13 protein-coding genes and 2 pseudogenes are annotated in these 14,634 nt (G+C 73.3%); 12 read left to right on the top strand and 3 right to left on the bottom strand.

Annotation, left to right across the window (positions count from 1 at the left end):
• A pseudogene (locus tag AB8Z75_RS20995) lies at window positions 1-194 on the top strand (hypothetical protein); the annotation flags it as partial.
• A 31-nt stretch (window positions 195-225) separates the two neighbouring features.
• On the opposite strand, the gene AB8Z75_RS20990 reads toward AB8Z75_RS20995, so the two are convergent.
• Window positions 226-1,281 (bottom strand): cation diffusion facilitator family transporter, encoded by a 1,056-nt coding sequence (locus AB8Z75_RS20990; protein WP_369204239.1) that lies wholly within the window; start codon window positions 1,279-1,281, stop codon window positions 226-228.
• Window positions 1,282-1,708: 427 nt separating this feature from the next.
• On the opposite strand from AB8Z75_RS20990, the gene AB8Z75_RS20985 reads away from it, so the two are divergent.
• Window positions 1,709-2,278: a transglycosylase SLT domain-containing protein gene (locus tag AB8Z75_RS20985; RefSeq protein ID WP_369204237.1), complete on the top strand. Its 570-nt coding sequence runs from the start codon at window positions 1,709-1,711 to the stop codon at window positions 2,276-2,278.
• A 185-nt stretch (window positions 2,279-2,463) separates the two neighbouring features.
• Window positions 2,464-3,399: a DMT family transporter gene (locus AB8Z75_RS20980; RefSeq protein WP_369204235.1), complete on the top strand. Its 936-nt coding sequence runs from the start codon at window positions 2,464-2,466 to the stop codon at window positions 3,397-3,399.
• Window positions 3,400-3,513: 114 nt separating this feature from the next.
• Here the strand turns inward: AB8Z75_RS20980 and AB8Z75_RS20975 are convergent, their stop codons facing one another.
• Entirely contained in the window at window positions 3,514-4,215 is a 702-nt protein-coding gene (locus AB8Z75_RS20975) for a hypothetical protein (protein WP_369204233.1), read from the bottom strand.
• A gap of 343 nt (window positions 4,216-4,558) precedes the next feature.
• Here AB8Z75_RS20975 and AB8Z75_RS20970 point away from each other — a divergent pair, with 343 nt between their 5' ends.
• The 9 genes from AB8Z75_RS20970 to AB8Z75_RS20930 all read left to right on the top strand — a co-directional run bounded on the left by AB8Z75_RS20970 (window position 4,559) and on the right by AB8Z75_RS20930 (window position 14,100).
• Window positions 4,559-4,924 (top strand): NADH-quinone oxidoreductase subunit A, encoded by a 366-nt coding sequence (locus AB8Z75_RS20970; protein ID WP_369204231.1) that lies wholly within the window; start codon window positions 4,559-4,561, stop codon window positions 4,922-4,924.
• Entirely contained in the window at window positions 4,915-6,111 is a 1,197-nt protein-coding gene (locus AB8Z75_RS20965) for a hypothetical protein (RefSeq protein ID WP_369204229.1), read from the top strand. The genes AB8Z75_RS20970 and AB8Z75_RS20965 overlap by 10 nt, the downstream gene beginning before the upstream one ends.
• Window positions 6,104-7,042: a complex I subunit 1 family protein gene (locus AB8Z75_RS20960; protein ID WP_369204227.1), complete on the top strand. Its 939-nt coding sequence runs from the start codon at window positions 6,104-6,106 to the stop codon at window positions 7,040-7,042. The genes AB8Z75_RS20965 and AB8Z75_RS20960 overlap by 8 nt, the downstream gene beginning before the upstream one ends.
• A gap of 2 nt (window positions 7,043-7,044) precedes the next feature.
• Window positions 7,045-7,605 carry an NADH-quinone oxidoreductase subunit J gene (locus tag AB8Z75_RS20955; RefSeq protein WP_369204225.1) on the top strand — a complete coding sequence of 187 codons (561 nt, stop codon included), beginning with the start codon at window positions 7,045-7,047 and terminating at the stop codon, window positions 7,603-7,605.
• Window positions 7,602-7,907, top strand: coding sequence for an NADH-quinone oxidoreductase subunit NuoK (locus tag AB8Z75_RS20950; RefSeq protein WP_369204223.1), 306 nt, complete (start codon window positions 7,602-7,604; stop codon window positions 7,905-7,907). The genes AB8Z75_RS20955 and AB8Z75_RS20950 overlap by 4 nt, the downstream gene beginning before the upstream one ends.
• Window positions 7,904-9,772, top strand: a complete 1,869-nt coding sequence (locus tag AB8Z75_RS20945; protein WP_369204221.1) for a proton-conducting transporter membrane subunit — start codon at window positions 7,904-7,906, stop codon at window positions 9,770-9,772. Before AB8Z75_RS20950 ends, AB8Z75_RS20945 begins: the two co-directional genes overlap by 4 nt.
• Window positions 9,773-9,778: 6 nt before the next feature.
• Window positions 9,779-11,284, top strand: a complete 1,506-nt coding sequence (locus AB8Z75_RS20940; RefSeq protein ID WP_369204219.1) for a NuoM family protein — start codon at window positions 9,779-9,781, stop codon at window positions 11,282-11,284.
• Window positions 11,281-12,705 carry an NADH-quinone oxidoreductase subunit N gene (locus AB8Z75_RS20935; protein WP_369204217.1) on the top strand — a complete coding sequence of 475 codons (1,425 nt, stop codon included), beginning with the start codon at window positions 11,281-11,283 and terminating at the stop codon, window positions 12,703-12,705. Before AB8Z75_RS20940 ends, AB8Z75_RS20935 begins: the two co-directional genes overlap by 4 nt.
• Before the next feature lie 141 nt (window positions 12,706-12,846).
• A complete protein-coding gene (locus tag AB8Z75_RS20930; RefSeq protein WP_369204215.1) occupies window positions 12,847-14,100 on the top strand; it encodes a GNAT family N-acetyltransferase in 1,254 nt (417 codons plus the stop codon).
• A gap of 112 nt (window positions 14,101-14,212) precedes the next feature.
• On the opposite strand, the pseudogene AB8Z75_RS20925 reads toward AB8Z75_RS20930, so the two are convergent.
• Window positions 14,213-14,634: pseudogene (locus tag AB8Z75_RS20925) on the bottom strand (hypothetical protein); the annotation flags it as partial.

Here is a 14,634-nt window from a genome sequence, read left to right as displayed (position 1 = left end):
GCCTGGTACGGCCGGCTCGCCCGCTCGGGCGTCCTGCCCCCGGACTGACCCGCCAGGAGGCGCGCCGGCGCCCGGCGGCTCAGTCCGTCCGGCCGTCGGGGGCCTCCGCCTCCGCGGCGCGTTCGATCACCTCGCGCTCTCGCCGCGCCCGGTACGGCCGGCTCGCCCGCTCGGGCGTCCTGCCCCCGGACTGACACGCCAGGAGGCGCGCCGGCGCCCGGCGGCTCAGTCCGTCCGGCCGTCGGCGGCCTCCGCCTCCGCGGCGCGTTCGATCACCTCGCGCTCTCGCCGCGCCCTGCGGCCGTCCAAGAAGACGTGGTCGACGTCCGGACACTGCTCGGCCAAGCCCCCCTTGACCCGGACGAGCGCGTCCTCCACGTGTTCGCTCTCCACACCCGGCGCCAGATCGACACGGGCCGCCAGCAGCACCGAGTCGGGGCTCATCCGCATCGTCAGCACCTCGGTGACCGCGTCGATCTCCGGCTGCGCGTCGAGGAAGTCGAGAATCTCCCGGCGCAGCACCGGGTCGGCCGCCATGCCGATGAGCTGGTCCTTGGCCCCGCGTCCGAGGACGAAAGCGACGTAGACCAGCAGGCCGCCGATCGACAGGGACGCCACGCCCTCGTACCAGCCCTGCCCCGTCACCATGTGCAGCGCCATCCCGGCCATGGCCAGCACCACGCCCAGGCAGGCGGCACTGTCCTCGGCCAGAACCGTCCGCAGGGCCGGGTCCTCACTGTGCCGCACCTCCGCCCGCATCGTCCGGCACGCCTCGCGCGCCTGACCACGCAGTTGCAGCAACGCCCTGACCAGGGAAGTCCCCTCGGCGAGCAGGGCGACGAAGAGCACGACAAGGCCCACGACGTAACCCGTCAGCGTCTCCTGACTGCTGGAGGTGAACGCCTCGAAACCCTGGAAGAAGGAGAAGCAGCCACCCGTGACGAAGATGCCGACGGCCGCGATGAGGGACCAGAAGAACCGCTCCTTCCCGTAACCGAACGGATGCGCCGTGTCGGCGGGTTTGCGGCTCCGCTTCAGGGAGGCGAGAAGGAAGACCTCATTGAGGCTGTCCGCCACCGAGTGGGCGGCCTCCGACAGCAGGGCGGGCGACCCTGCGACGAGCCCGCCCGCGAGCTTGGCGACGGCGATCAGCAGGTTGGCGCCGAGCGCGACCCACACGGTCGTCTTCGTCTCCCCGTCCTGCCGTGCCCCCTCCGACGGCGGCGCGGCCTTCCCCTGTGATGCCGTCGGCTGCGACGCCGACGTCGCTGTCTCAGTCATCGACTCCTCGACTCTCCGGCTTCCTGAGCGCGGCCCCGAGTACCCGCATGGCTCGGCTTCACAGCGGGTGACGACCCAGGAGCCGGACCGCCGCGTCCCGCCGACGGTGCGTGAGGGGTCTGCAGGCTGCGGGTGAGGGCGGCGGGGGCCGCGTGTGAGGGCACCCATAGGGGCCAGATCACATACGAAGCTCTTTCGGATGTCCGTTTTGCCGGGATCGAGGGGTGGGGGTGGAGCGGCTGGCCGGCCCGGGCGAAGGGGACGAAGCGGGATAGTAGGTCACATTGTTGTCGGGGTGGGGGGCCGGTCCGCAGGKTGTCGGGGTGGGGAGCCGGTCCGCAGGGTGGGGCCCAGGTCGCGACGAGAGCCGGGCACACCGCCCGGAGGCGCGGCCGGATGTGTCCCCCCTCGAAAGGCATCCGCTCGCATGCGTACTGCTCTGCGCACCACCAAGCTGACCACCGGCCTGACCGTCCTGGGTGCCGCCGGTATCGCCACCACCGCGCTGGGCGGCACCGCCCACGCCGCCACCGGGCCCGAGACCAAGCCCGCCGCCCACGCCGCCGCCCAGGCCGCCGACAAGGACGACAAGAAGACGGCCAAGGACGACAAGAAGGCCGACGAGGCCGACAAGGCCGGCGAGAAGAAGGACGAGGGCGAGGGCGGCACGTCCTACCCGGACAACCTGGACGGCTGGATCCGCGAGGCCAAGGCCATCATGGACAAGCACGACATCCCCGGCTCCTACGCGGGCATCAAGCGCAACATCATCCGCGAGTCCGCCGGCGACCCCAACGCGGTCAACAACTGGGACGTCAACGCCCAGAAGGGCACCCCCTCCAGGGGCCTGCTCCAGGTGATCCAGCCCACCTTCGACCAGTACCACGTCAAGGGCACCCCCGACAAGCTCACCGACCCCGTGGCCAACATCGTCGCCGCCTGCAACTACGCAGCCGACCGCTACGGCTCCATGGACAACGTCGACTCCGCCTACTGAGCAGAAGGCAACCCAGCCGACACCCCACACACACGCACACCCGCGCACCCACACGCAGCGCATGCGAACACCCCGAGCGGGTGGGAGGAGCACCCTCCCACCCGCTCGACGCGTCTGCGGCACGGTGGTGAGCGGATGCGACCCCACGTGGACATGAGGGATTCCAAGGTCTTCTACTGGGGGCCATGAGTCCGCATCCGTCCTGGTCCCGTCTCCGTTCTGCCTCGTCACGCCTGGGTGGGGCCCAGGCCGGGGCGCTCATGGGCATCGCCTCGATGTCCACCGTCCAGCTCGGTTCCGCTCTGACGGTGCCGCTGTTCGACCGGCTCGGAGCGCCGGGTGCCGCCGGACTGCGGCTGGCGTGGGCGGGCGTGCTCCTGCTCGTGCTGATACGGCCGCGCCGCCGGGCTTTCACCGGCCGGGATCTCGCTGCCTGCGCCGTGCTGGGTGGTGTGACAGCGGGGATGATGCTCTTCTTCATGCTCGCCATCGACCGCCTGCCGCTGGGCACCGCGAGCGCTCTGGAGTTCCTGGGCCCCCTCGCGGTCTCGCTGCTCGGCCCCGGGAGCGGACGCCTCCGCTGGACGGCCGCCGCCGCGCTCGGCGTCGTACTGCTGACCGAGCCCTGGCACGGTGGTATCGACGCGGCAGGAGTGGCCTGCGCGCTGGCCGCCGCCGCGTGCTGGGCCGCCTACATCCTGCTCACCCAGCGTGTCGGCGACCGCGTGACCGGTCTGAGCGGTCTGGCGGTCTCCATGCCCGTGGCCGGTGTCACCGGGCTCGCCGTGGCAGCCCCCTCGCTGGCGGACCGCCTCGCCTGGCAGCCGGTGCTGATCATGCTGGGGCTGGCCGCGCTCAGTCCGGTACTGCCCTTCGCTCTCGAGTTCCTCGCGCTGCGCCGCCTGACCGCGTCCGCCTTCGGCACGCTGATGAGTCTGGAGCCGGCTTTCGCCGTGCTGATCGGTCTGCTGGTCCTCGGGCAGGTGCCCGGCCTCGGGCCTGCGGTCGGTGTCGCCTTCGTGGTGGCCGCCGGTGTCGGTGCGACCCGCGCCGGTGACCGTGAGGTCCTGCCGGTACCCGCCGCCGAGCCTGGGGAGCCCGCTACCGCGTCGTCGAGGTGAAGGGCGAAGGGCTGCGGTCCCGCGCCCGTGCCCTCGCCGCTGGACGCCCGGCGGGCGCCTCCTCCTGCCGCCCGTTGCCGCGGCAGGAGGAGGTCACTGGCGCGGCAGCCCCTTTCACGGGCTCGGCGGCAGGAAGATCAGCCGGTCCGCGACCGCGTCCAGGTGGCGCGGCGGCAGGTCCATCGTGACGGACAGCTCGGCGACGGAGGAGAAGCCGCCGACGTCGTCGCGTGCCCGCGCGATCTGAGCGGCGCGGGATGCCGGAACGCGCAGCGCCTCCGCCAGGGCGGCCTCCGGAACGTTGTTGACGTCCACGAGGCCGCCGTCGGGGAACGGGCGGTCGCCGAGGTCCGCGCGGCCGATCTGCAGTTCCAGAGCCTGCCGCGGGTCGGACGCGGCGAGAGCGCGAGCGGCCTCGCGTGCGGCGCGCGCGTCCCGTTGGGCTGCGAGTGCCTCGCGCTGCCTCTCCAGCAGGGGGCGGTAGGTGTGGTGGTCCGTGCCGTCGGGTTTCCACACGGCACCGCGGATCGCGAACGCGTGCCCGGTTCCGACGACGATGGTGAAGAACAGCCCTGCTCCGAAAACGGCGTCGTTGGTGGCGGACACGTCCGGGTCGCAGGTGAAGACCAGCGCGGTCGCCGCGAGGTAGGGCGCCGTCGCGACCGCCTGCCACCAGCGCTGGGTGCGCACCGCGGCGTGGATCATCATCGGCACCGTCGCGAAGCCGAGTGTGAACAGCGGCAGCAGCGCCCACAGTGTCGTCAGTACGGATCGCAGTAGGTGTGCACGCCTGATCGAGCGCTCCCAGTCGGCCATGCTGCCCCCCGGTGCGGTTCGCCGTCGGCAGTCGGTGCTGCCGTGGGCGATTTTACGGACCTCGGGTGCGTCCGCCGCGTCCCGAAAAGACGTTGACACGCCTTCGTTACGGGCCTGTGCCTCTGCGGGGCCGCCGCGGGCCGGGCGGTCGCTTGCCGTGCCCGGCGCGACCCGAACGGCCGGGCGGGGGCCGGTCCGCTGGCGCGCCTTCCGCGTGAGCAGGCGGGCAGCGGCGACCCTCAAAGGTCCGGCACGGACATGCGTCCGGCACGGACATGCGTGATTGGCAATGCCCCCTAGGGGTACACGCGCGCCGGACGGTCGCCGGGGAAGGGAGCGGAAGGTGCTGAACGGCCCGGTCGGTGGCTTCGCCGCCGTGCTGTCGCTGTCGGCCGTGGTCCTGCTCGCGGTGGGCGGGCTCTATGGCGCCTCCCGGCTGCTGCGGGTGTCGGCACAGCCGTTGGCCGCCCTTCCGTTCGGCTCGGGGCTGGAGCCGGCCGAGCACGCGGTCAGCCGGTTCCATGTGCGCTGGTACACGGTCACCATGCTGTTCCTCGCCTTCGACATGGAGATGGTCTTCATGTACCCGTGGACGCTGGTGATCTCCTCGGTGGGCCCTGGCGCCGTGATCGAGATGTTCGTCTTCTTGGGAATCCTCTTGGTCGGGGTGGCGTACGCCTGGCGGGAAGGCGCCCTGCGATGGACCTGACGGGTGCCCTGCTGCGGGCGACGGCGGCCCGGCCGCACGTGCTGCTCGTGACCACGCCGGGCGGAACCGCGGTGCGCCTGGCAGCCGAGCGCCACCTGCGCCGCGTCGACGTGCCGACCGCCGACACCCCCGCCGACGCCGACGTGCTGCTCGTCGCGGGTCCTGACTGCCCTTCTCTTGAACCGGCGTTCGACCGGCTGTGGCGGGACATGCCCGCGCCGCGGCACCGGGCCCGGGTACGGGACACGGACGCGGTCCCCGCGGTCGTCGACGACTGCCGCGCCGTGCTGGCGTCCGCGACCCGTCGACACGGGACGGCCGCGCACGTCCAGGTGGAGCGCCCCGCCGCCGAGTTGCCGATGGCGGAGGTGGGTCCTGACCGTGACGGCCTGACGCTGGATCGGCTGCACGTGCCGCTGGGTCCTGTGCTGGCCGACTGGCCGACGGGGCTCACACTCCGCCTCACCGTGCAGGGGGATGTCATCGAACAGGCCCGCGTCGAGGGGCTGCCCGCGCCGACGGCCACGTCCTCTCCCCCCTTCTGGGCGGAGCCCCCCTTCTGGGCGGAGCCCTGGCTGCGTGCGGAGGCCGGGGAGGAGGTGACGGTGGGCGCTGCCGCCCGGCGCCGCGCGGCAGCACATCTCGACAGCCTGGCGAGGCTGCTGTCGGTGGCCGGGTGGCAGGCCGCGGCGACGACGGCCCGCCGGCTGCGGGACGAGTTGCTCGCCGGCGCGGACGCCACCGCCGTCCGGTCCGCCGTGGAGCGGTTCGCCCGCCGGGTCGGCCGGTCCCGGGTGCTGTACTGGCTGACCCGCGGGATCGGTGAGCTGACCGAGGCCGAGGCACGGCGCGTCGGTGAGCGGGCCGGAAACGACGCGGGGGCGGCCTGGTTCGGCCGGGCGGCGGGCCGGGACCGCGGGGACGTCCCCGCCCGGTACCGGGCCTGGCTCGCCGCCACCGTGCACGCCACGAGCCTGCTGGAGGACGCCACACCTCTGGGCGCCGACGGCGAGGGGCCGCGCGGGTGTGTGCGGGACGGCCGGAGGCCTTCGGCCGCGCTGGTGGCCGCGCTCCCCCAACTGCTGCGCGGGGCGGAGCTGGCGGCGGCCCGGCTGATCGTGGCGAGCCTGGACCCGGACCCCGACGAGCTGGCGACCGCCTCGCCGGGGGCGGGGTCCCATGGTTGAGGCAGGACAGTGGTGGTCGGTGCTGCTCGCTCCGGCTCTGCTTCTGGCGGGGGCGCTGCTTGCGGTGGCCGCCGACACGTGCGTGGCCGCACGGCACGCGGGCCGTCGCCGCTCCCTGGGCGCGGTCGGGAGGCGGCTGCTGGAGGTCCCGCGTCTGTTGACGGCGCAGCCCCGCACCCTGCCGGCAGCCGACCGGCTGCTGTGGCGGCTGGGCGTGGTCGTCGTCCCGGTGGCCGCCGTACTGTCCGTGCTGGTCGTTCCCTTCGGGCACCGCACCGTCGCCGACCTGTCGGTGGGCCTGGTCTGGTTCAACGCGATGGAGGTGCTGACCTGGGCCGGACTCTGGCTGGCCGGCTGGGGGCCGAACGCCGTGTTCTCACTGGTCGGCGGCTACCGGTTCATCGCGCAGGGGCTGGCGTACGAGCTGCCGCTGATGTTCGCGCTGATCTCCGCCGCGACCGGGGCGCAGTCGCTGCGGCTCGGAGACATCGTCGCGGCCCAGCAGGGTCTGTGGTTCGTGGTGTGGATGCCCGTCGCCTTTCTGATCCATCTCGCGGGTGTGCTGGCCTTCGCCTTTCTGGGCCCGTTCGCCTACCCGGCAGGACGCGACCTGGCCGGCGGCGTACTGGGCGAGGTCTCCGGGGTGGACCGGCTGCTGCTCCAGGCGGGCCGGTGGCTGTGGCTGACGGCCGGAGCCGCGATGGCGGTTCCGTTGTTCCTCGGTGGCGGCAACGGGCCGGTGCTGCCGGCCTGGGCGTGGTCGCTGCTCAAGACGCTGGTCGTGCTGGGCCTGCTGGTGTACGGACTGCGCAGGGTGCCGGTGGTGCGCGCCGATCGCTATGTGGAGCTCGCCTGGCTGGTGTTGGTCCCGTTGACGATCGTGCAGGTGCTGGCCGTGGCGCTGGTCGTACTGGTCCGTGGAGGAGGGTGAGAGTGGACGCGGTGTTGCTGTGGAGCCTGGGTGTGGTGGCGCTCGCCTGCGGGGTCGCGGTGTTCGTCTGCGATTCGATGGCCCGGGCCACCTTCGCGCTGCTGGGTTCGCTGGTGTGCGTCGGCGGTGTGGTGCTCGTGCTCGGGCTTCCGTACCTGGGCGTGGTGATCGTGCTGATGATGGTCATGGAGATGGTCGTGATGGCCGTCTTCATGATCGCCTACATGATGAATCCCGCCGGTCTGATGCCGATGTCGATGCTGCACAACAAGCGCGGCGCGCTCGTTGTCAGCGCCGCGGTGTTCGCGTCGCTGACCGCGGCCGTCTTCCTGGTGCCCTGGCCGCACCGGAGGCAGTCCCCGCCACGTGACACGACGTTCCAGGTGGGGAAGGCGCTGATGGGCGAGCAGATGCTGACGATGATCGTGCTCGGGTTCGTGCTGCTGGCCACCATGGTCGCGGCGACCGTCCTGGCCCTGCACCGTGGCCGCTACGACCGTCTCGGTGACGGCCTCGACCGGCGCCCGGCCCGGGACCCGGCCGGTGGAGGGGTAGGCCGGTGACCTTCGAGTTGGTGCTCGTCCTCGCGGCCGGCCTGTTCTCCGTCGGCCTGTTCGGTGCGCTGTCCCAGCAGTCCATCGTCATGATCATGATGGGGATCGAGCTGATGATCGGCGGTGTCATCGTGGCCGCGGCCGACCTCTGGCACTTCCTGGCTCCGGCCGCCGCGGACGGCCAGGTCGTCATCGTGGCCGCGGTGGTGGCGATGGCGGTGGAGATGGCCATGGGCTTCGCCGTCACCACCGCCCTCTACCGCGCCCGCCAGGTGGACACGACCGACATGGCCCACGAGCTGAAAGGGTGAGCGCGCTGCTGTGGGCGCTGATCGCTCTTCCACTGGGAGCGGGGACCGTTCTGCTGGTGAGCGGACGCCGCTGGAACGTTCTCGCCCCGCGGCTCGGAATCGCCGCCGCGGCGGGCACCTGCGGGCTCGCCGTCGCCTCCGCACTGTGCCGGCCCGAGGCGAGCGCCCCGCTGTTCGCCGGGGTACGAGCCGGGCTGCGGGTCGACGGCCTCTCGGCGGTCGTCGTGGTCGCCGTCGCGGCGGTCACCGCGGCGGTGCTCGTGGCCTCGGCCGGTGAACTGGGGCCGCAGGAGAACCGGGGGCGGTTCTTCGGGTTGATGCTGGTGTTCGCCGGCGCGATGACGGTCACGGTCACCGCGACCACCCTCCCCCCGCTGCTCATGGCCTGGGAGGTCATGGGAGCGACCAGTTGGGCGCTGATCGGCTACTGGTGGCGACAGCCAGAGCGGGTGCGGGCGGCCGGCACCGCGTTCCTGACCACCCGCGCCGCCGACCTGGGCCTCTACCTCGCCGCGGGCGCCGCCATGGCCGGCGGGGTGGGCTCCCTCGGCCTGTCCGCACTGACCGGTGCGGAGGGAGGGTGGCTGCACGTGGCGTGTGCGGGCCTCGTCGTCGCGGCACTGGGCAAGTCGGCGCAGCTGCCGTTCTCGTTCTGGCTCTCGCAGGCGATGCGCGGCCCCAGCCCGGTCTCCGCGCTGCTGCACTCGGCCACCATGGTCGCCGCGGGTGCCTACCTGCTGCTGCGCCTGCGTCCTGTGCTGGTGGCCACCGGATGGGCCGGCCCCGCGGTCGCCTGGACGGGGGCCGTGACCGCGCTGGCTCTGGGCGTGGTCGCCATGGCGCAGCGGGATCTCAAACAACTGCTGGCGGCGTCGACGTGTTCCCAGGTCGGCTTCATGGTGCTGGCCGCCGGTGCCGGCGGCCTGGCCGGGGGCACGCTGCAACTCCTCGCGCACGCCGCCGCGAAGTCCTCGCTGTTCCTGGCCGCCGGAGCCTGGCTGACCTCGCTGGGCACCGAGCAGCTGCCCGCACTGCGCGGGGCCGTCCGCCGTCACCCGCTGGTGGGGGCCGGGTTCGTGGCCGGTGCGCTGGTGCTGGCGGGGCTGCCGCCGCTGGCGCTGTGGGTGGCCAAGGACGAGGTTCTGGCCGCCGCCCGCGCGCAGAGCGCGGGGCTGTACGCCCTCGGCCTCGCCGCTGCCGCGGTCGCCGCCGGCTACAGCGCCAAGGCCCTGTGGTACGTCACCCGCCCACTGCCGCACGGCCACGCCACCGAGCGGCGCCGCACCCGGCGCCTCGCCCGCTCGGTCTCCACGCCCGTGGTGGTGCTCGCGGCAGCCGCCGTGTTCCTGGGCGTCGCGGCGCTGCCCGACCTCTCCGGCCGGCTGCGCGATGTGCTCGGGGACGGCGGGGGACACGCCCCCGTCCCGTGGGAGATGGGGCTCTCGGCCGCCGTCGCCCTGATCGCGGCGGGCGCCGCCTGGTGGTGGACACCGCGCTCCGCCCGCTCCACCCGTACCGCGTCCTCCGCACAGCGGTGGGCGGCCGACTGGCTGCATACCGAGCGGGCCGCTCGTGCGGTGCTGGTGCGGCCCGTGCTCGCTCTGGCACGGGCGCTGGCCGCGTTCGACGACCGGGTCGTCGACGGGGCCGTACGCCACATCGCGCGCGGCGGCCTGGCGTTGGCCCGGGGCGCCGCACGGGCCGACGACCGCGGCCTCGACGGTGCCGTGCGGTCGGTGGCCGCAGGGTGCCGCCGGCTCGGCGCGTGGGCGCGCAGACCGCAGACCGGGCTGCTGCATCAGTACTACGCCCAGGCCGTCGTCGGTTTCACGCTGCTGATCTCGATCGTGCTGTTGGTGAGGTAATCGTTCGTGCTGACCCTCGTGACGTTCCTGCCCCTGCTCGCCTGCGCCGTCCTCGCCCTGGCTCCGCGCTCGGTGCCCGACAGGCTGTGCGCCTGGGTGTGGGTCGTCACCGCCGCGGCGGATCTGGCGCTGGTCGTCGGCCTGTGGGCGGGCTTCGACCCGCACGGCGGCATGCAGTACCAGCAGAACCATCCGTGGATCCCGGCGGCCGGAGTGGGCTACCACATCGGCGTCGATGGGCTGTCCCTGCCGCTCGTCGCCATGACCTGCCTGCTGTTCCTGGCCACTGCCGTCTACTCGCTGCGTGAGACCCGCCGGGTGCGCTCCTACGTGTGCCTGTTCCTCTTCCTGCAGGCGGTGAGCGTGGGGCTGTTCGTCGCCCTCGATCTGGTGTTGTTCTTCGTCTTCTTCGACCTGTCCATCGTCGGCATGTTCTTCGTCATCGCGGGCTGGGGCCACGGCGGGCGCGCCCGCACCGCGGCCCTCACCTTCTTCCTCTACACGTTCACCGGATCGCTCGCGCTGCTGCTCGGCTTCATCGGGCTCTCCCTCGCCGCCACTCCGCACACCTTCGACCTGATGCAGATGGTCCGCGGCAGTCCGCTCGCGGGACAGGGCCTGTACGCGGGCCTGGTCTTGCTGGCACTCGGCGTCGGGCTGGCCGTCAAGACGCCCACGGTGCCCTTCCATACCTGGCTGCCGCCCGCCCACACGGACGCGCCCGCCGCCGGCTCGGCCATCCTGGCGGGCGTTTTGCTGAAGATGGGAGCCTACGGTTTCGTCCGCATCGCCATGCCGCTGCTGCCGGGCAGCTGGCGCCGCTACGCGCTCGTCTTCGTCATCGTCGGTGCCGTCTCCGTCGTCTACGGCGCGCTGGTCGCGCTGGCGCAGACCGACTTCAAACGCATGATCGCCTACACGTCGGTCACGCACATGGGGTACATCCTTCTCGCTGTCGGCGCGGCGGGCATCCTCGCCGGAACCGACGTGCAGGCCCGCTCTCTGGCGGTGACCGGCGCGGTGGTGCAGATGGTCAGCCACGGTCTGCTCACCGGCGCGCTGTTCCTGCTCACCGGCGTCCTGCACGACCGCGGCGGGACCTACGCCATGGACGCCTACTCGGGTCTGGCCGGGCACGCCCCGCGGTTCGCCGCCGCCACCGGCGTCGCCGCCTTCGCCAGCCTCGGCATCCCGGGGTTCTCCGGTTTCATCGCCGAGTTCCAGATCCTCACCGGCAGCCTCGCCTCACAGGCGGTGGCGACGACGGTCGCGCTCACCGGCCTCCTGATCACCGCGGCCCTGTTCCTGCGCGCGCTGCGCCGGATGTTCCTCGGCCCCTCGCGGCTGCCCGCCGCCGCCCCCGCCGCCGGCGTCCGCGACCTCGTGCCCAGCGAGGCGGCAGCGACCGTGCCGCTCCTGGGCGCGGCACTCGTCATCGGCGTCGCCCCGCGCTTCTTGCTGGACGTCGTCGAACCGGCCAGCCGCGCCGTGACCCAGCTGGTGGCCAGGTGAACGAGAACCTCGCCGCGCTCCTGCCCGAGACGGTCCTGCTCGGCGCGGCGGTGGTGGGCCTGCTCGCCGGAAGCTGGCTGCCCCGCCGCCGCCAGTGGGCCGTTGCCGTGCTCGCGGCGGGCGCCTGCCTGGCGGGCCTGGCCGCCACCGCGTGGACCATGGCCGCAGGGCGCGAACAGACCGTCTTCGCCGACACCTTCGCCGTCGACACCGCCACCGGCCTCGGCCGCCTGGCCGTACTGTCCGGACTGCTGCTGATCGTGGCGATGGCCGGGCCGGCCGTGCGCGGACACGCGCGCGAGAGCGAGTTCTACGTCCTGCTGCTGATGAGCGGTGCCGGGACGCTCGTCCTGGCAGGCGCCAACGATCTGCTGCTGCTGTTCGCGGGGTTCCTGCTCGCCGGCGTACCCGCTTACGCCCTGGCCGCGTTCGCCAAGGACGGCGCAGGCACCGAGGCCGCCTTGAAGTACTACCTCCTCGGAGCGCTGCTGGGCACGGTCATGCTCGCCGGTACCGCCGTGCTGTACGGCGCCGGTGGCAGCACGCTCTACGGGGAACTGCGCGCCACTCTCCCGCACGCCCCCTCCGGCCTGGTCGCCGTCGGTGCCCTGGCCGTGCTGGCGGGCGTGCTGTTCAAGGCGGGGGCCGTCCCCGCGCACTTCTGGGTGCCCGACGTCACCGACGGTGCCCTCGCCCCCGTCGCCGCCCACGTCACCACCCTGACCAAGGTCGGCGCGCTCATCGGCACCTACCGCCTCGCACACCATCTCCTGTGGGGCACCGAGCTCGACTGGCCCTGGCTCTTCGCCCTCCTCGCCGCCGTCTCCATGACCCTGGGAAACCTGGCCGCGTTCTTCCAGACCTCCGTCCAACGGCTGCTCGCCTACTCCACCATCGGCCAGGTCGGTTACGTCCTTGTCGCCTTCCCCGTCGCCGCGCGGAGCGACCTGGCACAGCAGGCGCTGCTCTTCTACCTGCTCGCGTACACGGCGACCAACCTCGGCGCCTTCGCCGTCGTCACCGCGCTCCCCCACGCCCGCACGCTGGAGGACTACCGCGGTCTGGCGAGGGACCGGCCGGCTCTCGCCGCCGTCCTCGTCGTCTGCCTGCTCGGGCTGGTCGGCACACCGCCGACCGGCGTGTTCCTCGGCAAGCTGGAGATCTTCCAAGCCGCCGTCGACGGCGGCTACACGTGGCTGGCCGCACTGGCCGTCGCCAACACCGTCGCCTCGCTCTTCTACTACCTGCGCTGGCTCGCTCCCCTCTTCCGGCCCGCGCCCCGCGAACAGCCGGCCGCCGCCCACCAGGCCGCAGGCCGAGGAGCCGTCGCCACCGCCTGCGCCGCTGCCGCCGTCTCCCTCCTCCTCGGCCTGGTCGGCGGGGCGCTCCTCCCCCTCACGACCGGCCCTCTCCTGCTGTGACCCCTCCGGGAGGCGACCGAGTCCCCTCCCGGAGGAGGGCGAGGGGCGGGTCACGGGCCGGCTGCGAAGGACCGGCCGCCCCCCGGTCACGTGGGCGAGAAGCAGGTCGCGAGGACGCCGGGTATCCGGTACACAAGGCGGGTGACGAATCCCCCGTACCCGCTGCGCGCTGTCACCGACGAGGAGTTCGTGCCCTGGGCGCGGATGATCGCCGACACCTACGGCGTGGACCGTTCCCCGGAGGAACTGGCCCTCCAGCGAGCCGCGACAGACCTGGGACGGACCCTCGCCGCCTTCGACGGCGACGAACCGGTGGCCGGGGCGTCTGTCTACACCCGCGCGCTGACCGTTCCCGGAGGCGTGGTGCCGGTCGCGGGCATCGCGTCGGTGGGCGTCGCCCCCACACACCGGCGCCGTGGTCTCCTCACCGCCATGATGCGCAGGCAACTGACGGACCTGCACGAGGAAACCCGCGAACCGGTCGCCGTGCTCCGCCCGTCCGAGGCGGGAATCTACGGCCGGTACGGCTACGGCCCTGCCACTGTGGGCAACCGGCTGACCTGCGATCGGCGCGCCATGCACTTCCGGCAGGGCGCAGGCCCTGCGGCCGGAACCGTCCGGCTGGCCGCGCCCGCCCAGGCGCGCCCCGCCCTCGAAGAGGTCTACGAGCGAGCGCGTCTCGCGACGGTCGGCTGGCCCGACCGACGCGAGGCCCACTGGCGGTTCCGGCTCGCCGACCACCCCCACGCGCGGGGCCAGGGCAGCCTCCTGCGGTGCGCCCTGCACCGGGAAAGGGACGGCAGCGCCACCGGTTACGCGCTCTACCGGCACACGCCCGGACTGGACAGGCGCGGCGAACACACCGGCGTCGTCCACGTGGTGGAGCTGGCGGCGCTCTCGCTCCCGGCCTACACCGCGCTGTGGCACTTCCTCGCCGGGCTCGATCTGAGTACCTGGCTCGAGTACGAGGGCGCCGCGGACGAGCCGCTGCCCCACCTGCTGACCGACCCGCGGGCGGTCCAGGCGACCCCGGTCGACCGGCTGTGGGTGCGGCTGGTCGATGTCGACCGGGCCCTGAGCAGGCGGCGCTACGCCGTGCCGCTCGATCTGGTGCTGGAGGTCGAGGACTCGTTCTGCCCGTGGAACACCGGCCGCCACCGGCTGCGGGCGCACGGTGAGGCAGTCGGCTGCGAGCCCACGCGTGCGCCCGCCGACCTGCGCACGGACGCCGCCGCACTCGGCTCCGCGTTCCTCGGTGGCACCACGCTCGCGTCCCTCGCCGCCGCGGGCCGCGTCGAGGAGGCGCGTCCCGGCGCGGTCGCCCAGGCCTCGGCGGCCTTCCGCGGCGATCGGGAGCCCTGGTACCCGGGAGGCTGGGCGTTCCCCCTGTGTTGAACGAGGGGGAGATACGGCGGTGGGSGAGCCGTCACTCGGCGAGTGGCGGCCCGCCCACCGCCAGGGGCGGTTCGTGGGGCCCCGCTGCCCTCGGGAGCGCGGCCCCCTCGCGTCACGAAGGGGCCAGCAGCGCCTCCAGGGCCTCGGCAGTCCCGGGGTGCCGGGCGGCCAGCGCCACACCCGCGGAGCCGGGGCCGGAGGTGTGCCACGCCCCTTCGCAGCCCAGCAGCCGGGCCATCGCGTCACACGTCGCCGGGTGGGTGGCGAGCAGCTCCGCGGGACGGCCGCCGACGGTCCCACGGGCGGGACGGACGTCCTCGGCTGCGGGCTGTGCCCGCCAGGGCGGCACCCACGAGTCCAGCGCGGCGAGACGGCCCGGGAAGGTACGGCCCGCTTCCCGGATCAGCAGCGGGGCGAGCTCGGCCCCGCTCCCGCGCAGGGTGGTGATCAGGCACGGCAGCCACGGCAGCTGCCCGAACGCGTGGGAGACGGCTTCCACGACGAAGTCGGTCAGTTCGGGGACCGGCTCCAGCG

Source organism: Streptomyces sp. PU-14G (genome assembly GCF_041028275.1).
Lineage (GTDB): Bacteria > Actinomycetota > Actinomycetes > Streptomycetales > Streptomycetaceae > Streptomyces.
Note: the sequence above shows the minus strand (reverse complement) of the source record. Positions and strands in the feature narration are given on the sequence as shown.

Coding starts and splice junctions, on each gene's coding strand:
- AB8Z75_RS20990 (WP_369204239.1), bottom strand. CDS start 1,281: ATGACTGAGACAGCGACGTCGGCGTCGCAGCCGACGGCATCACAGGGG.
- AB8Z75_RS20985 (WP_369204237.1), top strand. CDS start 1,709: ATGCGTACTGCTCTGCGCACCACCAAGCTGACCACCGGCCTGACCGTC.
- AB8Z75_RS20980 (WP_369204235.1), top strand. CDS start 2,464: ATGAGTCCGCATCCGTCCTGGTCCCGTCTCCGTTCTGCCTCGTCACGC.
- AB8Z75_RS20975 (WP_369204233.1), bottom strand. CDS start 4,215: ATGGCCGACTGGGAGCGCTCGATCAGGCGTGCACACCTACTGCGATCC.
- AB8Z75_RS20965 (WP_369204229.1), top strand. CDS start 4,915: ATGGACCTGACGGGTGCCCTGCTGCGGGCGACGGCGGCCCGGCCGCAC.
- AB8Z75_RS20960 (WP_369204227.1), top strand. CDS start 6,104: ATGGTTGAGGCAGGACAGTGGTGGTCGGTGCTGCTCGCTCCGGCTCTG.